General features: G+C 74.8%; 15 protein-coding genes. 2 read left to right on the forward strand and 13 right to left on the reverse strand.

Features of this window, described 5'->3' with window-relative positions; genetic code table 11:
- Positions 1-20: 20 nt before the first annotated feature.
- The 6 genes from MCM47_RS24970 to MCM47_RS24995 all read right to left on the reverse strand — a co-directional run bounded on the left by MCM47_RS24970 (position 21) and on the right by MCM47_RS24995 (position 7,126).
- A complete protein-coding gene (locus MCM47_RS24970; RefSeq protein WP_238863931.1) occupies positions 21-1,712 on the reverse strand; it encodes a cation acetate symporter in 1,692 nt (563 codons plus the stop codon).
- On the reverse strand, positions 1,709-2,263 hold the full coding sequence (locus tag MCM47_RS43385) for a DUF485 domain-containing protein (RefSeq protein ID WP_238863932.1): 555 nt from the start codon (positions 2,261-2,263) through the stop codon (positions 1,709-1,711). The genes MCM47_RS24970 and MCM47_RS43385 overlap by 4 nt, the downstream gene beginning before the upstream one ends.
- 124 nt (positions 2,264-2,387) lie before the next feature.
- Complete coding sequence (locus MCM47_RS24980) at positions 2,388-3,056, reverse strand: response regulator transcription factor (RefSeq protein WP_238864075.1); 669 nt, start codon at positions 3,054-3,056, stop codon at positions 2,388-2,390.
- A gap of 74 nt (positions 3,057-3,130) precedes the next feature.
- On the reverse strand, positions 3,131-4,288 hold the full coding sequence (locus tag MCM47_RS24985; RefSeq protein ID WP_238863933.1) for a sensor histidine kinase: 1,158 nt from the start codon (positions 4,286-4,288) through the stop codon (positions 3,131-3,133).
- A 71-nt stretch (positions 4,289-4,359) separates the two neighbouring features.
- Complete coding sequence (locus MCM47_RS24990; RefSeq protein ID WP_238863934.1) at positions 4,360-4,845, reverse strand: CcdC protein domain-containing protein; 486 nt, start codon at positions 4,843-4,845, stop codon at positions 4,360-4,362.
- Between the two features lie 169 nt (positions 4,846-5,014).
- The gene (locus MCM47_RS24995) at positions 5,015-7,126 is read right to left on the reverse strand and encodes a type IIA DNA topoisomerase subunit B (protein WP_238863935.1); all 2,112 of its coding nucleotides are present in this window, start codon (positions 7,124-7,126) and stop codon (positions 5,015-5,017) included.
- Between the two features lie 538 nt (positions 7,127-7,664).
- Between MCM47_RS24995 and MCM47_RS25000 the strand changes: the two genes are divergently transcribed.
- Positions 7,665-7,895 (forward strand): hypothetical protein, encoded by a 231-nt coding sequence (locus MCM47_RS25000; RefSeq protein ID WP_238863936.1) that lies wholly within the window; start codon positions 7,665-7,667, stop codon positions 7,893-7,895.
- A 198-nt stretch (positions 7,896-8,093) separates the two neighbouring features.
- On the opposite strand, the gene MCM47_RS25005 is transcribed toward MCM47_RS25000, so the two are convergent.
- From MCM47_RS25005 to MCM47_RS25035, 7 genes are all read right to left on the reverse strand, one after another.
- Positions 8,094-9,047, reverse strand: a complete 954-nt coding sequence (locus tag MCM47_RS25005) for a trypsin-like serine protease (RefSeq protein WP_238863937.1) — start codon at positions 9,045-9,047, stop codon at positions 8,094-8,096.
- Between the two features lie 192 nt (positions 9,048-9,239).
- Positions 9,240-10,895 (reverse strand): RNA polymerase sigma factor, encoded by a 1,656-nt coding sequence (locus tag MCM47_RS25010; RefSeq protein ID WP_238863938.1) that lies wholly within the window; start codon positions 10,893-10,895, stop codon positions 9,240-9,242.
- Positions 10,896-11,484: 589 nt separating this feature from the next.
- Complete coding sequence (locus MCM47_RS25015) at positions 11,485-12,417, reverse strand: FadR/GntR family transcriptional regulator (protein WP_308222441.1); 933 nt, start codon at positions 12,415-12,417, stop codon at positions 11,485-11,487.
- Positions 12,418-12,532: 115 nt separating this feature from the next.
- The gene (locus MCM47_RS25020; RefSeq protein WP_238863940.1) at positions 12,533-13,438 is read right to left on the reverse strand and encodes a hypothetical protein; all 906 of its coding nucleotides are present in this window, start codon (positions 13,436-13,438) and stop codon (positions 12,533-12,535) included.
- 3 nt (positions 13,439-13,441) lie between these two features.
- A complete protein-coding gene (locus tag MCM47_RS25025; protein ID WP_238863941.1) occupies positions 13,442-15,205 on the reverse strand; it encodes an ATP-binding cassette domain-containing protein in 1,764 nt (587 codons plus the stop codon).
- 204 nt (positions 15,206-15,409) lie between these two features.
- A complete protein-coding gene (locus MCM47_RS25030) occupies positions 15,410-16,168 on the reverse strand; it encodes an NUDIX domain-containing protein (RefSeq protein WP_238863942.1) in 759 nt (252 codons plus the stop codon).
- 305 nt (positions 16,169-16,473) lie between these two features.
- A complete protein-coding gene (locus tag MCM47_RS25035; RefSeq protein WP_238864076.1) occupies positions 16,474-18,624 on the reverse strand; it encodes a glycogen debranching N-terminal domain-containing protein in 2,151 nt (716 codons plus the stop codon).
- A gap of 821 nt (positions 18,625-19,445) precedes the next feature.
- Here MCM47_RS25035 and MCM47_RS25040 point away from each other — a divergent pair.
- Entirely contained in the window at positions 19,446-20,756 is a 1,311-nt protein-coding gene (locus MCM47_RS25040; RefSeq protein WP_238863943.1) for an alpha/beta fold hydrolase, read from the forward strand.
- The last annotated feature ends 56 nt before the right edge of the window (positions 20,757-20,812 follow it).

Here is a 20,812-nt window from a genome sequence, read left to right on the forward strand (position 1 = left end):
AGCTGCGGAGGCGTTCGGGCTCAGGCCGCCCCGGCGCCGGTGAGGGAGCGGACCTCCAGCTCGGCGTAGCGGTCCGCGTCGGCCGGCTCGGGCGAGGTGAGGGTGCCGAGCCAGCCGGCCAGGAAGCCCAGCGGGATGGAGACGATGCCCGGGTTCTCCAGCGGGAACCAGTGGAAGTCCATCCCCGGGAAGAGCGCCGCCTTGCTCCCGGAGACCACCGGCGAGAAGGCCACCAGCAGCACCGCCGGGACCAGCCCGCCGTACACCGACCAGACCGCGCCGCGCGCGGTGAACCGCCGCCAGAACAGGCTGTACAGCAGCACCGGCAGGTTGGCCGAGGCCGCGACGGCGAACGCCAGGCCGACCAGGAAGGCGACGTTCATCTGCTGGGCGAAGAGGCTGAGCGCGATCGCGACCGCCCCGATCACCACCGCGGCGATCCGGGCCACGCCGACCTCCTCGCGCTCGGTGGCAGCCTCGCGTGCGTGCTCGCCGCGTGCCCGCCGGGAGCCCGGCACGGCGGCCCGGCGGCCGCCGCGACGCGGACGGCCGCGCCAGGCGCCCGCCCAGATGTCGTGCGCGAAGGCCGCCGAGGAGGCGAGCGTCAGACCGGCCACCACGGCGAGGATGGTGGCGAACGCGATCGCCGAGATCAGTGCGAACAGCACCACGCCGCCGGTGCTCCCGTTGCCGCCGCCCAGCACCAGGGCCAGCAGCGGGACGGCGGTGTTGCCCGCCGGGTTCGCGTGCCGCACCTCGGCCGAGCCGACCAGCGCGGTGGCGCCCAGGCCGAGCGCGATGGCCATCAGGTAGAAGCCGCCGACCAGCCCGATCGCCCACATGGTGGAGCGCCGCGCGGCCCGCGCGGTGGGCACGGTGTAGAAGCGGGAGAGGATGTGCGGCAGGCCGGCGGTGCCCAGCACCAGGGCCAGGCCCAGGCTGAAGAAGTCCAGCCGGCTGGTGCCGCTCGCGCCGTACTTGAGGCCCGGCTCCAGGTACCGCCGCCCGGCGCCGCTGTGCTGGGCGGCCTGCCGCATCAGCTCGGCGACGTCGCCGTGGAAGCGCACCATCAGCAGCACGGTGAGCAGCACCGAACCGGCGACCAGCAGGACGGCCTTGACGATCTGGATCCAGGTGGTGGCCCGCATGCCGCCCACCGTGACGTAGACGATCATCAGACCGCCGACCGCCACGATGGTCCAGGTCCGCGCTCCGGAGCTGTTGGTGCCGAGCAGCAGGGCCACCAGGCTGCCGGCGCCGACCATCTGGGCGACGAGGTAGAAGAGCGTGACGACGACGCTGGCGCCGCCGGCCGCCGCCCTGACCTTCCGCCGGCGCAGCCGCAGCGCGAGCACGTCGGCCAGGGTGTACCGGCCGGCGTTGCGGACGAGCTCGGCGACGAGCATCAGCACCACCAGCCAGGCGACCAGGAAGCCGATGCTGTAGAGCACACCGTCGTAGCCGTAGAGCGCGATCAGCCCGGCGACGCCGAGGAAGGACGCGGCGGAGAGGTAGTCGCCGGAGAGCGCGAAGCCGTTCTGCAGCGGGGTGAAGTCGCGCCCGCCGGCGTAGAAGTCCTCGGCGGCGCTGCCGCGGCGGCCCACCCAGACGGTGATGGCCAGGGTGACCAGGACGATCACCGCGAACAGCGCGATGGCCAGGTCGTGGTGGTCCCCGGTGGGGGCGACGGGGGGCGGGGTGGCGGCCCTCATCGCAGCTGGTCCTGGGTGTCCCAGCGCAGCGACAGGGCGGCGCGGTCCCGCTTGGTGCGGGCGTTGCGGGCGTAGAGCCAGGTGAGCAGGAAGGTCGTGGCGAACTGCAGCAGGCCGAGCAGCCAGGCCACGTTCACCGGGCCGGCCACCTGGCTGCGCATCACCGCGGGGGCGACCGCCTGGGCGGCGACGTACATCAGGTACCACCCGAGGAAGGCGCCGCCGGCGGGGAAGACGAACGCCCGGTAGCCGCGTCTGATCTCCTGGAACGCCTCGCTCGCCTGGACCGCCCGGTAGACCTCGGTCCTGCCGTCCCCGGCCGGCTCGGCCACCTCGGCGACGGGCCGGAGCCGGGCGGGCGGAACGGGGTGGCCGGACGGCACCGGCGGAGCGGCCTGAGCGGGCTGCGCGGGTCCGGCGGCGGCGGGCCGACCGGGTACCGGCCACGCCGACTCGGGCTTCGGCCCTTCGGCCCGGGGTGCGCCGGCGGGAGCGGCCCACCAGTCGAAACGCTGCCCCTGCCCGGGACTGCTCGTCTGCTGCTGTGGCACTGCTGCTCCTGGACCGGGGGGTGTGCTGACCGAACCATGATGGAGGCCCGCGAACCCCGCCAACTCCCATTGCAGATACGTTCACTCGATGAGGTGATCGATGATCCGACAGACACTCATGCGACTACTGCTGCGTACCGGTGATTCCGTGCCGGAAGGCGTACGCGACGGCCTGCGCCCGGTCCCGGACGGCCGTTTTGGCGAAGAGGTTGTTGATGTGGGTCTTCACGGTGGCCGGGCTGACGAACAGCCGTTGGGCGATCTCGGCGTTGGAGAGTCCCCCGGCGATCAGCGCCAGCACCTCGGCCTCACGGGCGGTCAGCCCGTCCGGCAGCTCCGCCGGCGGTGCGGCGGACGGCCCCGGCGGTGCCCCGACGGGCGGTGCGGAGGACGGCGGTGCGGAGGACGGTGGTGCGGCGGCCCCGGGCTCGTCCGCCAGCCGCTCCAGCAGGCGCAACTGGACCTGCGGTGAGAGCCCGGCCGCGCCCGAGCGGACGTCCGCGATGGCGCGGGCGATCTCCTCGCCGCCCGCGTCCTTGGTGAGGTAGCCGCGCGCACCGGCCCGCAGCGCGGGGAACAGCGAGTCGTCGTCGGCGTACGTGGTGAGCACGACCACCTCGGTCTCCGGGTGCGCGGCCCGGATCCTCCTGGTCGCCTCGACGCCGTCGCAACGCGGCATCCGCAGGTCCATCAGCACCACGTCCGGGTGGTGGCGCTCCACCAGGGCGACGGCCTCCTCGCCGTCCGCCGCGGCGCCCACCACCTCGATGCCGGGCAGCAGTCCGAGCAGCATCACGATGCCCTCGCGCACCACCGTCTGGTCGTCCGCCACCAGCACCCTGGTGGGGCGCGGCCCGTCCCGTCCGCTCACGCCGGCACCCGCAGCAGCACGCGCCACCCTCCCTCGTCCGGGCCCGCCAGCAGGGTGCCGCCGAGCAGTTCCGCGCGTTCGCGCATCCCCAGCAGACCGTACCCGCTGCCGCTGGCGGCCAGCTCACCCGTGCGATCGGGGCGGGCCGCGGTGTTGCGGACCTCCAGCTCCACCGCCTCGGGCAGGTAGCGCAGTTCGACCGTGCAGCGCGCTCCGGGGGCGTGTTTGCGCACGTTGGTCAGCGCCTCCTGCACCGTGCGCCGCACCGCGAGCCCCGCCTCGGCGGCCAGCGGGCGCGGCGTCCCGGTCACCGAGAACGCGGCCCGCTCACGCGCCGTCAGGTCCACCAGGAACTCCCCGACCGGGGTGAACTCGCCGCGCAGGGCGGAGAGCGCCTGCCGGGTCTCGGCCAGTCCGTCCTGCGCCATCCGGCGGGCGGCGACCACCCGTTCGCGGACCCGCTCCCGGTCGGTGCCCGCGTCCAGCATCAGCCGGGCCGCCTCCAGGTGGACGAGTTGGGCGGAGAGGCTGTGGGCGAGCACGTCGTGGATCTCCCGGGCGATCCTGGCCCGTTCGGCGAGGGCGGCGGTCTCCGCCTCGGCGGCCCGGGCGGCCCGCTCCTGGGCGAGCAGCCGGCGCGCGGTGCCGCGGGCCTCGGTGTCGAGGCGCAGCAGGTAGCCGAGGACGGTCAGGCCGCCCACCGTGGCGCAGACGGCGAGCCAGCTCTCCCAGCTGGCGGCCGTGTACGAGCCGAAGGCGGCCGCCGCCGTGGCCAGGGCGGCGCCCATCGGCAGCCGGACCAGGGCGGCGACGGCGAGGCCGGCCCAGGTGAAGTCGGCCAGGACGTAGGCCCGCCCCCACTCGGCGAGCCAGGCACCGCCGATCAGGACGCCGGCCAGCGCGAGCGAGGCGAGCAGCCGCTGTTCCCGGCTGACCCGCAGGAAGGCCGCCACCACCAGGATCGTCGCGAGCAGGCCCGCGACCGCCGCGACCGCGGTCCGACCGGTGTACCCGCCGCGGGAGTACATCCCCCAGACCACCGTGACCAGCAGTACCAGCCGGCCGGCCACGGTGAGGATCCGCCGCGGCCGGCTCTCGGCGTCCCGGTCCATCCCCTCGCGGGACGGCCAGCGGGTCCAGGACCACTCGGGCACGGGGTCTCCTCCGGGGTTCTTCGGGGGGGTCGGCGGGTGTCGGCCGGCCCGGGACCGCGCGGCGGGTGCGGTCAGCGGGCCGCGGGGGTCCCGAACGAGGGCTCCAGGGTCCGTGCCCTCCAGTTCACCACGAGCGACCTGACCAGCAGCAGGACCGCCAGGCCGAGCAGCAGCGCGCTGCCGGTCTGGTGGACGTGCAGGACCGCGCCGAGGCCGAACAGGCCGAGCCGGATCGCGATCATGCCCGACCAGGCGGCCACCGTGGCCCTGGTGCCCTTGGCCCAGACCGCGCCGTCCTCGCCGCGCCAGAGCCGGACGGTCCAGCCCCAGACGCAGCCCATCGCGAGCACGGCCAGCAGCGAGCAGGCCAGCAGGGCGACGGACGTCCCGGGGTGGCTGCGGTCGAGGAGCTGCGGGTCCCGCAGCGCGAGCACGCCGAGGAGCACCGGGAGCAGCCAGGTGCGGCGCCCGGAGTCCAGGCGTTGCGCCCGCATCTGACGCTGGACCACCAGGACCATCACCACGATGATCACAAGGACGTTGGCGAGGGCGGTCATCGGACTCTCCGTCCCGACGGAAGGCTGGCTGGGCTGACCTCACCGACGCTACGGATCCGGCCCCGCCGGGTGATCGGAGCCGGGGTGGACCGGGGACGGGCCCGGGTGGAACCGACGGCAGAGGGCCCTCCACCCGTGGGTGGAGGGCCCTCTGCCGTCGGTGCCGGGATCAGGCGTCGATGCGGGAGCGGTCCAGGGTGGCCGCCGAGTCCACGATGAACTCCTTGCGCGGGGCGACGTCGTTGCCCATCAGCAGGTCGAAGATCCGCTCCGCCTGCTCCAGGTCGCCCAGGTTGATCCGGCGCAGGGTGCGGTGGCGCGGGTCCATGGTGGTCTCGGCCAGCTGGTCGGCGTCCATCTCGCCGAGGCCCTTGTAGCGCTGCACCGGGTCCTTCCAGCGCAGGCCCTTGCGCTGGAACTCCAGCAGGGTGGAGCGCAGCTCGGCGTCGGAGTAGGTGTAGTGGTACTTCTCCTGGCCGCGCTTGGGGTTGGTGAGCTCGATCCGGTGCAACGGCGGGACGGCCGCGAAGACCCGGCCCTGCTCGACCATCGGCCGCATGTACCGCTGGAACAGCGTCAGCAGCAGGCAGCGGATGTGCGATCCGTCGACGTCGGCGTCGGCCATGAAGATGACCCGGCCGTAGCGGGCCTGGTCGATGTCGAAGGTGCGGCCCGAACCGGCCCCTATCACCTGGATGATCGCGGCGCACTCGGCGTTCTTGAGCATGTCGCTCACGGAGGCCTTCTGCACGTTGAGGATCTTGCCGCGGATCGGCAGCAGGGCCTGGAACTCGGAGTTGCGGGCGAGCTTGGCGGTGCCGAGCGCGGAGTCGCCCTCGACGATGAAGAGCTCGCTGCGGTCGACGTCGTCGCTGCGGCAGTCGGCCAGCTTGGCCGGCAGCGAGCTGGTCTCCAGCGCGGTCTTGCGGCGCTGGGCCTCCTTGTGCTGGCGGGCGGCGACGCGGGTGCGCGCGGCCGCGACGACCTTCTCCAGCACGGCGCGGGCCTGCACCTTCTCGTCCTTCTTGGCCGAGGTGAGGAAGGCCTTCAGCTCCTTGGCGACCACGGCCGCGACGATCCGGTTGGCCGCCGAGGTGCCCAGCACCTCCTTGGTCTGGCCCTCGAACTGCGGCTCGGCGAGCCGGACGGTGACCACCGCGGTCAGGCCCTCGGTGGCGTCGTCCTTGGTGATGTCGTCCTCGGCGACGCGCAGCAGCTTGGCGGAGCGCAGCACCTCGTTGACCGTCTTGGCGAGGGAGCGCTCGAACCCGGTGACATGGGTGCCGCCCTTGGGGGTGGCGATGATGTTCACGAAGGAGCGCAGGGTGGTGTCGTAGCCGGCGCCCCAGCGCAGCGCGATGTCCACGCCGAGGTGACGGGTGACCTCGGTGGGCGTCATGTGGCCGAGCTCGTCGAGGACGGGGACGGTCTCCTTGAAGGTGCCCTCCCCGCGCAGCCGCAGCACGTCGCAGATCGGCTTGTCGGGCGCCAGGAACTCGCAGAACTCGGCGATGCCGCCGTCGTAGCGGAACGTCGCCTCCTCGACCCGGTCGCTCTCGGTCAGCCGCTCGTCACGGACGACGATGGTCAGGCCGGGGACGAGGAAGGCGGTCTGCCGGGCCCGGTTGTGCAGGTGCTCCAGCGAGAGCCGGGCGTCCTTGAGGAAGATCTGCCGGTCCGCCCAGTAGCGGATCCTGGTCCCGGTGCGGGTCTTGGGCACCTTGCGGGTCCTGGTCAGCCCGTTGGCCGGCTCGAACGGGGCGTCCGGGCTGGTCTCGGTGAAGATGCCGGGGGTGCCGCGGCGGAAGCTGATCGCGTGGGTGTGGCCGCCGCGGTCGACCTCGACGTCCAGGCGGGCGGAGAGGGCGTTCACCACGGAGGCGCCGACGCCGTGCAGACCGCCGGAGGCCGCGTAGGACCCGCCGCCGAACTTGCCGCCGGCGTGCAGCTTGGTCATCACGACCTCGACGCCGGACAGCCCGGTCTTGGGCTCGACGTCGACCGGGATGCCGCGGCCGTTGTCGCGGACCTCCACCGAGGCGTCGTCGTGCAGGACGACCTCGATCCGGTCGCAGTGGCCGCCGAGGGCCTCGTCGACCGAGTTGTCGATGATCTCCCAGAGGCAGTGCATCAGGCCGCGGCTGTCGGTGGACCCGATGTACATGCCGGGGCGCTTGCGGACCGCCTCCAGGCCCTCCAGGACGAGCAGGTGCCGAGCGGTGTAGTTGGAACCGTCGTCGCCGGCCAGCAGTGCGGACGGCACGGTCGTTTCGGCACTCACGCGGCACTCTCCTCAGGTCAAGTTCTGTCTCGTCGGTCACACCGGTCGCATCCGGCTCGGCCGCCAGTGCAGCACATCGCACCGACAGCCGCTCCGCTGCGTGTGCACACCCCTCCGGTGGGTGCGCAGCACGGCGAGCCGGTCCCGCGCAGCTTGTACGCGCTGCGCGAACAAGCGCCGCGCCGGACGGGGAGCGCCGGGGCGCCATCTCCTCCCGGTACCACCGGTCCTGGCGGTTCGTGGGGCCGGGTGCAGGCTCCGGAACTGCCGTTATGCAGGCTACCGGGGCCCGGGACGGGGCTTATGCTCCAACCCAGCAGAGGATTATGCTACGCGGACCCCGCACCCCGTTCCGATCGGGCGTTCGAGGGGTGGGCGGATCCTGGGACCTCGGCACGCATGAACCACCGGCGCCCGGGGCACGTCCTCATCTACACAGCAGAATCCTCAAAGAAGAAAAGCCACGAGCGGGAACGTTTTCGGCCTGGTTGGATGTTGACCCTGGTACGACAGCTCGTCGAGCTAGAGAAGAGGCGACGTGACTACTGTTCTGACACCTGCGAGCCCGCTGACCGCGGCTGACCGCTGCGACCGCTGCGGCGCCCAGGCCTACCTGCGCGTCGTACTCGCCAGCGGCGGAGAGCTGCTCTTCTGCGCCCACCACGGCCGGAAGTTCGAGCCCGAGCTCAAGAAGATCGCCGTGGAGATACAGGACGAGAGCGGCCGTCTCACCAGCACGACCGCGACGGCCACCGACGACGAGCGCTGATTCCGGGCGCCACAGCAGCAGCCAGACCACGAGCTGTGTCCGGTCGCGCACCGAGCGCGACCGTTCGGGCCGGGCGACGGGTCCCCCTCCGGGGACCGGTCGCCCGGCTTCGCTGTTTCCACGTCAGAGGGCGATCGCGCGACCACCGGCCGCAGGGCCGGACGGCCGACCGGAGCCGGCGACGGCGGTTGCAGGCCGCTACAGCACGGCGCGCACGGCGTCCGCGACGGTGCTCACCCGCGTGTAGACGCCCGGGTGGACCGCCTCCGCACAGCCCGTTCCCCAGGAGACCAGCCCGACCAGCCGGCCCGCGACGACCAGCGGGCCGCCGCTGTCCCCCTGGCAGGCGTCACGGCCGCCCTTCTCCTCCCCCGCGCAGACCATGCCGCGGGCGTCGAACCGCCCGTCCGGCCCTCCCGGGTAGGCCTTCGCGCAGGTCTGGTCGGCGATGGTCGACACGTCCACACCGCGCAGCGTGGGCGAGTAGTCACCCCTCGCGGTGGTGTCCCCCCAGCCGAAGACCCGGGCCGGCGTCCCCGGCCGGTAGGGCTCGGTCTCGCCCTGGCCGATCAGGTCGATCACCTGCCGGCCACCCTGCGACTCCGTGAGCGAAAGCACGGCGATGTCGTTCATGTTGGCGGAGAACGAGTAGTCGGGGTGGATCCAGACCGACTCGACCGGCACCTCGCGGCCGGCGGAGCCCCGCAGGTCGTCCCGGCCGAGCACGACCTTCAGTGCCGGCCGGTCGACCCGCTTCCCCTTGGACTCGTCGTAGAAGCAGTGCGCCGCCGTCACCACCCTGGTCGGGGTGACCAGCGCACCGCCGCAGAACTGGCCGGACCGGCCGTTGCCGAACTGCGGCCGGCTGGAGAGCGCCACCATCCACGGGTGGTCGGCCGTCGACACCGCGTTGCCGCCGATGATGCGGCGCTGCGCCTCGGCGGATGCGGCCCCCGGGCCCAGCACGACCAGCGGTGCGGGCAGCGCCGCGAGCAGCGCCAGTACGGCGGCCCGCCGCCGGCGACCGCCGGGCCCGGCGGTCGCGCGTACCGGCGGAACGGCCGGGGCGCCGGCAGCGGTCGGCAGGTCCGGGCGGTCCGGACGATCCGGGGTGGGCAGCACCGTGACTCCAGGTGGCTCGGCAGCAGGCAACCGGCACAGCGTAGGTGACCGGCTACGCGCAGCGACCGCGTCCCGCCGCAGGGCCACCCGGACGAGCGACAACGGCCACCCGGACGCTGACGCACCCGGCCCCGGGAGCCGCCCGGACGTGCGAAGGGGCCCGGAGCGGTGTGCTCCGGGCCCCTTCGCCGCAGGGCCGGGGCCCTGCCAAAGGTCTGCCGATCAGTCCAGGTAGTCGCGCAGCACCTGGGACCGCGACGGGTGGCGCAGCTTCGACATGGTCTTGGACTCGATCTGGCGGATGCGCTCACGGGTGACCCCGTACACCTTGCCGATCTCGTCCAGGGTCTTCGGCTGACCGTCCGTCAGGCCGAAGCGCATCGAGACGACGCCGGCCTCGCGCTCGGACAGGGTGTCCAGCACCGAGTGCAGCTGCTCCTGGAGGAGGGTGAAGGAGACCGCGTCGGCCGGGACGACCGCCTCGGAGTCCTCGATCAGGTCACCGAACTCGCTGTCGCCGTCCTCACCCAGCGGGGTGTGCAGCGAGATGGGCTCGCGGCCGTACTTCTGGACCTCGATGACCTTCTCGGGGGTCATGTCGAGCTCCTTGGCCAGCTCCTCCGGGGTGGGCTCGCGGCCCAGGTCCTGGAGCATCTGGCGCTGGACGCGGGCCAGCTTGTTGATGACCTCGACCATGTGCACCGGGATGCGGATGGTGCGGGCCTGGTCGGCCATGGCGCGGGTGATCGCCTGGCGGATCCACCACGTCGCGTAGGTCGAGAACTTGTAACCCTTGGTGTAGTCGAACTTCTCGACCGCACGGATCAGACCGAGGTTGCCCTCCTGGATCAGGTCCAGGAAGAGCATGCCGCGGCCGGTGTAGCGCTTGGCCAGCGAGACCACCAGGCGGAGGTTGGCCTCCAGCAGGTGGTTCTTGGCCCGGCGGCCGTCCTCGGCGATGATCTCCAGCTCGCGCTTGAGCTTCGGCGCCAGCTTGTCGGCGGCCGAGAGCTTGTCCTCGGCGAACAGGCCGGCCTCGATGCGCTTGGCGAGCTCGACCTCCTGCTCGGCGTTGAGCAGCGGGACCTTGCCGATCTGCTTCAGGTAGTCCTTGACCGGGTCGGCGGTGGCACCGGCGACGGCGACCTGCTGGGCCGGCGCGTCGTCCTCGTCGTCGTCGGAGAGGACGAAGCCCTCCGACTCCTCCTCCGGGGCGTCGCCCTCGGTGCCGGGCTTGTCGCCGGGCAGGGCCACGTCCTCGAGCAGCTCCTCCTCGCCGAGCAGCTCCTCGTCCGCACCCTTGCCGGCCTTGGCGGCGGTGGTCTTCTTGGCCGCGGTCTTCTTGGCCGGGGCGGGGGTCTTCTTGGCAGCGGCCTTCTTGGCCGGGGCGGCCTTCTTCACCGGCGCCGCCTTCACCTCGGCGGCGACCGGGGTCGCCTCCGGGGCGGTGATGTCGGCGGAAACCGTGCCGACCGGGGCCGCGGCGGCCGCGACCGCCGGGGCGGAGACGGTGGCGCCGGGCGCGATCCGCACGGGGGGCTTGGTCGGGGCCGACGGCGCGGCCGGGGTCCGGGTGGTGACCGCCTTGGTGGCAGTGCGCTTGGTGGGGCTCTTGGCCGCAACGCTCTTGCGCTTGGCGCCGGCCGGCTCGGCCGCGCTGACCATGAGGTCCACCCCCTCCTCAATCAGCACCTGGTTGAGGCTGCGCATGACGTTCTTCCACTTGGTGACCGGGATCTGGTCCGCCTCGAACGCCTGGCGCACGTCGTCACCGGCGATCTGCCCCTGGGCCTTGCCCCGCTCGATGAGCGCCAGCAGTGCCGCGGACTCGGCGATCTCGGGGGGAAGCGAACGGGATGTGCTGGCCGACACGAACAACCTCTCGGACGATGAGTGGACTCGAACCCGTACCGGCCGCCCGAGGGGGCGGGGAAGGAAATCGCGCATCGGACGCGCGGTGTCGATTCCGACCGACTCGGGCTTGAGGACTGGGTTTGCAGGACGGCAGCAGCGCCGCAGACCAACACAGCATTCTGACATGTTGGGGTATTCCGGAGCTGCTTCCGCTCAGGACACATCGCTGCTACGCGTCAAGTGTTACGCATGGCCTTCGTGTCGCGGGTCACACCGCTCGGCGCCCGCGGCCCGGGGCCGGCTTCCATCATCGCGCACTCACACCCGAGACGGTTGGCATGGACAGGACATTTCCGGAGGTGTCTCGCCGGGGGCGGGTCGGGGACCGGTCCGGGGCGGGGCCGGGGAGGGCCTGTCGGCGGGGCCGCGGGGGCGCCTGGAACGGCCTTTCGGCGGGGCCGCCGGGGCCGGCGGGGCGGCGGAGCCGGCGGGGCGGCGGAAGCCCGGCGCGGGGACGCGGTGGCGCCAGAAGGCCCTCCGGCCGCGCCGTGCGATGCGGTGCGGCCGGAGGGCCGGGGGTTCGCGGGAGCCGCTCGGTCGCCGGGTGGGCGGCTCAGTGCTCGCGGGGCGCCGGGACGGACGGCTCGATCTCCGGGTGCACGGTGAGCAGCGCCCGCATCGCGACCTCGCCCGCGGTGCCGTCGCCCGTGCCGAGCGCGTCGACCAGCCGGGCGTGCAGGCTGACCGAGGCCTCCGAGGGCCGCTCGCAGGAGGTCGCCGGGCCGCCGGACACCTGGAGCGCGCAGGAGACGATCCCGGACAGGTGCTCCAGCATGCGGTTACCCGCCATCTGCAGGACCAGGGCGTGCAGCTCGGCGTCGGCCCGGGTGTAGGTGGAGTGGTCGGCCTGGGCGGACGCGTGGCCCATGATCTCGACCAGCTCGACCAGCCGCTGCTGGACGTCCTCGCGGCCGTGCCCCGCGGCGAGCCGGGCCGCCAGCGGCTCGATCGCCCAGCGGAGCTCGAACAGCTCCCGGCGCTGCTCGTCGCGCTGCGGGCCGAAGGCGCGCCACTCGATGATGTCCGGGTCGAGGAGGTTCCAGTCGCCGACCGGGCGGACCCGGGTGCCGACGTTAGGCCGGGCGCTGACGAGGCCCTTGGCCTCCAGCACGCGCAGCGACTCGCGGACGACGGTGCGGGAGACCTCGAACCGCTGGCCGATCTCCTCGGGGACGAGCGGGCGGTCGGCACCGAGGTCACCGGAGACGATCATCTGACCGAGCTGCTGGACGAGCTGGCCGTGCAGGCCGCGGCCGCGGCTGCTGGTGGTCTTGCGGCCGACCCGGGCCAGGTCCGACTCGGCGCCCTCCCAGCGGGGCGCCGGCGGGGTCGGCCGGTCGGCGTACGAGAAGCGGTCCAGTTCGCCGGCGCCGGGGATGGCGCTGTCGGCGGAGCGGGCGGGGGTCATGGTGGGGTGCGCAAGGGTACTCACAGGTCCTTTGTCGGCGATCGGCGGGCACAGCTTGAGAATTCTCGTGAAAAGCACACGAAAGGGTGATCGACCGTGACTGGATAATTGACTTCTTATCAGGAAGAACCGCGCATTACGGTCACAGGTGGTCGATCTTGGCGGAGCGTCAGCCGAACCGCCCCCCAAGGGGTCAGAGCGCGCGACGGCGGACCTGTACCAGGAGGGCGGCGAGCAGCAGCACCGACGCCGGCGCAGACACGGCGGCCAGCAGCGCGGGATCCGTCAGCGCCGACCCGCTCACCGCAACCCGGCGGTCCCCGCCGTACACCCACCCGTACGCCCACTCCACACCGGACTGGAACGGCAGCAGCTCCGCCGCGCGCGCCGGCCAGGGCGTGCCGGTCTGGCGCAGCAGCAGCGCCACCCCGGTCTCCAGCAGCGGCGGCAGGGCGCAGAGCAACAGGACGCCGGCCGCGGCGCTCCGGGTCAGCGAGGCGGTCAGCACCCCGGTCCAGGCCGCCACCACGGTCAGCAGTACGAAGGCCACCAGTGCGGCCGGGCCGCCGTGGCCCGCTCCGAGCGCGGCCGGGGCGAGGACTCCGGGCAGGTCGGCGGGCGCCGCGAGGCCGGCCGAGGAGAGCGCCGCGGCGAGCCGGTCCGAGAGCGCGCCCGGATCCGACCAGGCCTCCACCGTCACCCCGCCCGGCAGCGCGAGGTGGGCGGCCACCGCGTCGACCGCCAGCGTCAGCGGTGCGAGCAGCAGCGCGGTGGCCCCGGTCACGGTCAGCTTGGCCAGCAGCAGCCGGACCCGGCGCAGGTACGAGACCCGGGAGGCCGGCAGCCCCGGGTACCGCACCTCGTGCCCGTAGGAGAGCGCGCCCAGGATCCCGGCGCCGAGGGCCGCGAAGGGCAGCGGGATCAGCGGCACGGCCGCCGTCAGCAGTCGGACGCCGGCCGGGCCGGAGAGCGATCCGGAGGGTGTCTGGGCCGCCAGGACCGCGGCCACCGCGGCGTCGCAGAGCAGCACGGCGGCGAGGAGCAGCCAGGTGGAACGGAGGCCGCGCAGCCGGCGCAGCTCGTAGGCCAGGGCACGCACGGTTCACTCGCTCCGGGGGTCGGGGGTGGTGGGGGCGACAGGTGCGGTGGGGGCGACAGGTGTGGCGGGAGGGGGGGGGGGGGGGGGGGGGGGGGGGGGGGCGCTCGCCCCGGCGGGAACCGTCAGCCGGCCGAGCCGGACGGTGTCGGCGGTCAGCAGGTCACCGGCCGCGGCGACCTCGCGCCAGTCGGCGCCCGGGGTGGCCGGACCGCCGTGGCCCTCGTTCCCCTCGTCGCTGCCGGCGCCGTCATCGGGCCAGGCCAGGCTGCTGAGGCCGTCCCGGAAGAGGCGGTCCACGGCGACGGTCGGCTTGGTCTCGTCGAAGGGGTCCGACTCCGGCTGTACGGGCCGCGGCGCTCCGGCGACGGGCGACGTGGCCGTGGCGGCCGTCGTGGCGGCTGCGCCGGCTGGGATGGTTGAGGAGACGGTGGCATTCGTGGCGGCCGCGGCGACGGTTGCGGCAGCGCTCACGGGGAGGGCGAGGGCGGGCAGCGCCCCTCCGGTCGACGGAGGCGCGGACGGCGCTTCGGCGGCCGGCCGGGGCATCCTGGCCGGCACGGCCTCCTGCGAGTCCGTCTGGCGCCCCGGAACGGCAGGGGCAGGCCCGGACTCGGCGACCGACGCGGCCCCGCGCTGACGCTTGCGCAGCAACCGGGGCTCGGCATCCGGCTGGTGCGGCGACCGCTGCTCCGGCGCCGGCGACCGCTGCCCGGAGAGCACCGCCCCGGCCGGCCGCCCCTCGGCCGGCACCGGGCCGGAGGACGAGCCGACAGGCGATGAGCCGGACGCCGGGCCGGGCGACGATCCGGGCGACGAGCCGGCGGACGGCGGCTGGACGCGGACGCGCCCCGAACGGCCGGAGGCCACCGGCAGCGTGACGCGCGGAGCGGGCTGCTCGACCACCCGGTCCGCGAGTTCGTGCAGCAGGATGCCGTTGCGGTAGGCGAGTTCACCGATCTCGGTCCTACCGATCCCGGCGACCGCGATGCCCGCCCCGCCGTCGCGCCGCACCTGCGCGCCCTGGCTGATCAGCAGATCGGCGAGCCGGGCCATCTGCGGTCCGCGCACCGCCACCTCGGGGCTGAGCCGCGTCCGGCGGAACTCGGTCACCGGCTGGTCGGCCACCAGCCGCCCCCGGTCGAGCGTGATCACCCGGTCCGCGAGCTCCGCCGCCTCCTTCGGCTCCCGGGTGGTCACCAGGACCGTCCCGCCCGCGGCTCCGAAGGAGCGCAGGAAGGAGTGGAACCACTCCGCGTTGCGGGGCGAGAGGCCGTCGGTGGGCGCGTCGAGGACGAGGGTGCCGGGGTCGCCGAGCAGAGCTGCGGCGAGCGCCAGCCGGCGGTGCATGCCGGGCGAGAAGGTCCGCAACCGCTGGTCGCCGACGGCGGCCAGCCGGGTCTGCTCCAGCAGTTCGTCGGCCCGGCGGGAGGGTACGCCCACGGCCGCCGCCAGCATCCTCAGGTGGCTCTGCGCCCGCCGGCCCGGGTGCCCGGCGGAGGTCGCGGCGCCGGTGCCTCCGGGCCCCGCCAGCAGGACGCCGACCTCACGCTCGGGCCGCCGCAGCCGCCGGTACGGGCGACCGTCGAAGAGCGCGACGCCCTGGCCGCGTTCGAGTCCGAGCATCAACCGCAGCGCGGTGGTCTTGCCCGCCTCCTCGGGGCCGAGCAGTGCCGTGACGGCTCCCGCCCGGGCGTCGAAGGTCAGATCGAGCACCGCCGGCGGAGTACCTCTGCGGTAGACCTTGGTCAGTCCGGTGATCTGGATCATCGCTGGCTGCTCCCATGCCCTCGGCCGACCGGCGCCTGTACGGCGCGGGACGCCCCGCGCCGCCCCCGCGCCAGCACACTAGGGGGCTGCGGGGACGATTCCGGGCATTACGGGAGCGGCACGGGCCCGCCGTCCGCACACCTCACCCGATCAGGGGACAATCCGATCCTGCGACCGAGCGGCGGACCTCCGGTCGGTCGTGCCTCAGGACTCCGGGCGCAGCATCGGCGGGTTGAGCACGGTGGCGCCGCCGGCGGTGAACAGCTGTGCCGGGCGCCCGCCCTGACGGGTCGTCGTGCCGCCGGAGGGCAGCAGGAAGCCCGGCGTGCCGGTGACCTTGCGGTGGAAGTTCCGCGGGTCGAGCACCACGCCCCACACGGCCTCGTAGACCCGGCGCAGCTCGCCGACGGTGAACTCGGTCGGGCAGAAGGCCGTGGCGAGCGAGGAGTACTCGATCTTGGAGCGGGCGCGCTCGACCCCGTCGGCCAGGATGAGGCCGTGGTCGAAGGCGAGCGGGACGCCGTCCGCCGGGCTCTTCCCGAGCAGTTCGGTGACGGGTGCCCAGCGGGCGCTGCTGGCGTCGCCGCCGGCCCGCGGGGTGGGCAGGTCGGGCGCCAGGACCAGGTAGGCGACGCTGACCACCCTCATCCGCGGGTCGCGCTGCGGGTGGCCGTAGGTGGCGAGCTGTTCCAGGTGGGCCCCGGCCGTGCCGGGGCCTGCCGTCTCGTGGCCGGGGGCGGAGTACGCACGCAGGCCGGTCTCCTCGGCGAGCTCCCGGGAGGCCGCCTCGGCCAGGCCCTCGTCCGGGCGGACGAAGCCGCCGGGCAGGGCCCAGTAACCCTGGAAGGGCGGCTCGCCCCGGCGGACCAGCAGGGCGCAGAGCTCATGGTCCCGAACCGTCAGCACCACCAGGTCGACCGTGACAGCGAACGGGGGGAAGGCCGACGGGTCATAACGCGACATGGCGACGATCATAGTCGTCTTTCTGACGATAAGCACAGGCCCGTGCACGGACCGTGCCCCGGCGGTACCTGACCGCTTCCGCCCGCCCTGCGGGACGGGCGGTGCAGGGGCCGCCCACGGGCCGGGCCGACGACGGCCGACGACGGGCCGGGCCCACGACGGCCGACGACGGGCCGGGCCGACGACGGACGGACCGCGGGCTGAGCCGGCACCCGGCAACCCGGCCGGGCGGCGGGGGCGACGGAGGCGGGGCCGGCCGTCCGGCCCCGGCCGGCCCGGCACGCCCTCCCGCGCACCGGAGGGCGTCAGCGGGCGACCAGCTGCAGGTCGGCGGACGCCTCCTCCACCATGGCCACGCCGATCCGGCTCACCCGGACCGAGAACGGCTCGCCGGCCACCCGCAACCCGGTCAGCTGCAGCTCGCCGAGCGGTGCCGTGCTGGCCGGCCGGACCAGCACCCGCCCGCCCGGGACGTCGGGCCGGACCCCGGCGAGCGCGAACACCGCGTGCACCGCCCCGGCCGCCGACACCGCCGCCGGTCGGCAGGCTCCCGGGTGCGGCACCGGCGGGCAGCCGGGCGTGCGCTGCTCCCCCGCGTACATCTCGGGCAGTCGGCCCTCGAAGTGGGCGGCCGCGCCCAGCAGGCCCTCCAGCAGGGCGCCGGCCTCGTTCTCGTGTCCGGCCTCCGCCAGCCCGGCGACCGCCAGGGCGGTCTCGTGGACCCGCACCGCGCCGCTCCGGTGGCCGAGCGGGTTGAACCGGGGCGACTTGGCGCTGAGCGTGCGCAGGCCCCAACCGCTGTCCAGCTCCGGCGCGGCCAGCCGCTGGGCGAGCAGCCTGGTCTGCTCGCGGTCCAGCAGGCTCTCGTGGCGACCGCCGTCGGCACAGAGCCCCGGGTCGAGCAGGTGGACGGCGGTGGAGGCGACCGCGGGCAGCGGCTGGCCGCCCGGTGCGAGACCGGCCGCCGGGCGCCCGCCGGAGAAGTCGTCGATCCAGAACCGGTCGCGGAAGCGCCCGCGCAGCTCGGCGGCCCACCCGCGCCACTCCTCGGCGCCCGGGCGGCCGAAGGCCTCCAGCAGCTCGGCCCCGTGCAGGGCGGCCCGGTGCGCCTGCGCCTGGACCTCGGCGCGGGCCGCCACCGGGTGGGCGGAGCGTTCCTCCACCGGTCGGCTCAGGTCGGTGACGAAGCCGTCGACCAGGCCCCCGCGCAGGGCGCCGAGGGCGCGCTCGGCGGCCGGGAGCAGCTCGGCCACCTCCTGCCGGGGCAGGCCCCACCGCCAGGCCTCGGCCAGCACCGTGACGAACAGCAGGGTGGCCTCGGTGGCGGTGCACGTGGGGGGCAGCTCGGGGCCGCCGTGCCGGAGCGCGCCCGGCAGCAGTCCCTCGGGCCGCGGGCCGGACCGGCCGGGGCCTCCCGGCGTGCCCGGGCCGGCGCCGGGGTGGAGCTGCTGGCGGCGGGCCAGCGCCCGCAGGGTGCCGGCGGCCAGCCGGGTGCCCAGCGGGAGGGTCAGCCGGGCGGCCCAGAGCGCGTCGGCCGGGGTGAGGCCGAACCGCCAGGGCGCGCCGGAGGCCGGATAGAGGTCGGTCGGGCGGTCCGGGTCGGCGAACAGCAGGCCGCCGAGCGCCTCCAGCGAGCGGGAGACCACCGTGCCGACCCGGGAGTCGTCGCTGCGGACCTCGGGCTCCGCCCAGGGCAGCGGGACGCCGGTGCCCCGGCCACCCGGCGGACGCGGCCCGGGGGCGGTGGTCTCCAGCTCGGCGCGGAGCTCCACCGACCAGCGGCCACCGGGCTGCACCTCGAGGTCCCAGCGGAGCACGCCCGCGCCCGCGAGAACGGCGTGCGGCGAGGGCTTGGCGCTGACCACCGCGCTGTGGGCGGGGCCGACCCAGCGCAGGCCGGCGGACTGCACCTGGCCGGGCAGGTCCGGCGGGCGGTGGCCGGCGGCGATCTCGCCGACCGGGCCGAGGTCGGTGCCGAGTGCGATCTCCAGCGGCAGCCGGGCAGGTCGGCTGCCGGTGTTGCGCACGGTCACGGTCTCCACGCCGTCGGCGTGGCGCAGCCGCTCGACGGTGAGCGCCGGGTCGGGGTCGAGGTCGCCGGGGATGCGGACGGCGCCGAGGAAACGGGCCTGCGCCGAGGTGATCAGGGTGCCCTGGAGCGGCAGCGGCTCCATGCCGCCGATCCGCAGCTCCATCCGGGCGACCACCCGCAGGCCGGAACGGTAGAAGCCGTGGAGACCGTGGCCGCGCAGCTGTCCGTCCGGGCCGGAGGCGGCCATCGCGGGCGCGTTCACGCAGAGCACCGCGTGGTGGGCGGGGGCCGGCTGCGGACGCGGCGGTGCGGCAGGCCGGGCCTGGCCGGCAGGTCCGGCCCCCGGGGCCTGGTCGGGCCGGCCGACCGGTCTGGGGGGCGCGCCGACCACGCTCTCGGCCGGCACGGCCTGTGGTGGCCTCATGGCGGTCACCGGACTCTCCTCCCTCGGCGGTCCGGTGGCCGGTCAGGCCGGTGGGCCGCGAGCATGCTCGATCGCGTACTGGTGGTGCCGGGCCGGCGGGGGGTGCCCGCCGGCTTGTCTGCCGTGCTGGCCGTACCCGCCGGGGGGTCGTGCCATGCGGTGCGCGGTACCCCTGCGGTACCCGCTCCGCGTCCCGCCCCGGGCACCCCGTTGTGCCCGGCACGTCGTCATGTCCGCCGTCCGGCCCCAACCTGACGCCGTACCACGGCCGGAACCGCCGCACCGGCCGACCACCGCTGCCGTGGACGGGTCGGTGGTGCGTCCCCGTCCCCCGCCGTCCGGCGCTCCGGAGTCCGGCGCGCTGTCGACGCCCCGGCCGGCTCGCCGCCGTCCGGCCACCGTGGACGCCCGGACCGCTCGTGCCCACCGGCGCGGCGCGCCGCGCCCACCGCTGCCGGAGGGCCGGAGACCGTCCGGGCGCAGTGCCCCCGGGTTGAACGCCGCCGACCGGGCCCAGGTAACGCCCGGGGCGCCGATCCGGTCGACCGGACCCGGGCGCGCTCGCCCGTGGCGCCGCTGCCGTCGGGCGGTGCACGCCCGGACGGTGCCGTTGCGGGACGGACCCGGCCGGAGGGGAGCCGCTCTGGTGGAGCCGGCATCCCCGCCGCCCCCGGGTGCCGTCGACGGGTGACCGTCGAGGGGCCACCGCCGAACCGGCGTCCGACCGCCGTCAGGATACGGTGCGGGGGTCGCGGCGCCCGCACCGGCGACACCGCTGACGGCGACGCGACCGCTGTGACCTGCACATACCGAGGAGTTGTATGTCTACCGCCAGCCGGCTGCCCGGGATCGTCACGACCGACCACGTCTTCCAGCTGCCCCTCGACCACGCCTCCCCGCAGGGGGAGCAGATCGACGTGTACGCCCGCGAGGTGGTGGCGTCGGGCCGCGAGAAGGACGACCTGCCCTGGCTGCTCTTCCTCCAGGGCGGACCGGGCGGCAAGGCCGGGCGCCCGCTCGGCCGGGACGGGTGGCTGGAGCGCGCCCTCGACGACTACCGGGTGCTCCTGCTCGACCAGCGCGGCACCGGGCGGTCCACGCCCGCCAACCGGCAGAGCCTCGCCCGGCGCGGCGGCGCCCCGGAGCAGGCGGACTACCTCGCGCACTTCCGCGCGGACTCGATCGTCCGGGACGCCGAGCTGATCCGCCGTCGGCTGGTCGGCGACCGCCGCTGGAGCGTGCTCGGCCAGAGCTTCGGCGGCTTCTGCACCCTCACCTACCTCTCGATCGCGCCCGAGGGCCTGTACGAGGCCTTCATCACCGGCGGCCTGGCCGGCCTGCGCAGCTCGGCCGACGACGTCTACCGGGCGGCCTACCCCCGGGTCGTCCGCAAGAACGAGGAGCACTACGCCCGCTACCCGCAGGACGTCGACGCGGTCCGGCGGATCGCCGCGCACCTGGCCGCCGCCCCCGCCACCCTGCCGGACGGCGGACTGCTCACCGTCGAGGCGTTCCAGGCGCTGGGGCTGATGCTCGGCGCCGGGAGCGGATCCGGCACCCTGCACTACCTCCTGGAGGAGGCCTGGGTGGAGGGCGTGGCCGGGCCGGAGCTGTCCGACACCTTCCTGGCCGGTGCGCAGGCCAAGCTCTCCTTCGCCGAGGGGCCGCTCTACGCCGTGCTGCACGAGTCGATCTACGGCCAGCGCTCGGTGGACCCGGCCGGGACGGCCTGGTCGGCCGAGCGCGTCCGCAAGGAGTTCCCGGAGTTCGACGCCCGCACGGCGCTGGAGTCCGGCGCACCGGTCCTGTTCACCGGGGAGATGATCTACCCCTGGATGTTCGACACCGACCCGTCGCTGCGCCCGCTCAAGGAGGCCGCGGACCTGCTCGCCGCCCGCACCGACTGGGCCGACCTCTACGACCCGGTGCGGCTGGCCGCCAACGAGGTGCCGGTGGTGGCGGCCGTGTACCACGACGACATGTACGTGGACACGGCCGATTCCCTGCAGACCGCCCGTGCGGTGCGCGGCCTGCGGACGTGGATCACCAACGAGTGGGAGCACGACGGCCTGCGGGTGAGCGGGGGCAAGGTGCTCGACCGGCTGATCGCCATGATGCGCGGCGAGGTCTAGCGGGCGGGAGCACCCCGGGGCGAAGCACGGTCCGGCCCGGCGGGTCCGCCGGGCCG

Origin of the sequence: Kitasatospora sp. A2-31, from assembly GCF_022288725.1 — a bacterium.
Classification (GTDB): Bacteria; Actinomycetota; Actinomycetes; order Streptomycetales; family Streptomycetaceae; genus Kitasatospora.

Excerpts from the sequence above, each read along its gene's own strand:
- MCM47_RS25040 (WP_238863943.1), top strand. The coding sequence starts at position 19,446 with ATGTCTACCGCCAGCCGGCTGCCCGGGATCGTCACGACCGACCACGTC.
- MCM47_RS24990 (WP_238863934.1), bottom strand. The coding sequence starts at position 4,845 with ATGACCGCCCTCGCCAACGTCCTTGTGATCATCGTGGTGATGGTCCTG.
- MCM47_RS25025 (WP_238863941.1), bottom strand. The coding sequence starts at position 15,205 with ATGATCCAGATCACCGGACTGACCAAGGTCTACCGCAGAGGTACTCCG.
- MCM47_RS25030 (WP_238863942.1), bottom strand. The coding sequence starts at position 16,168 with ATGTCGCGTTATGACCCGTCGGCCTTCCCCCCGTTCGCTGTCACGGTC.
- MCM47_RS24970 (WP_238863931.1), bottom strand. The coding sequence starts at position 1,712 with ATGAGGGCCGCCACCCCGCCCCCCGTCGCCCCCACCGGGGACCACCAC.
- MCM47_RS24980 (WP_238864075.1), bottom strand. The coding sequence starts at position 3,056 with ATGCTGCTCGGACTGCTGCCCGGCATCGAGGTGGTGGGCGCCGCGGCG.
- MCM47_RS25035 (WP_238864076.1), bottom strand. The coding sequence starts at position 18,624 with ATGAGGCCACCACAGGCCGTGCCGGCCGAGAGCGTGGTCGGCGCGCCC.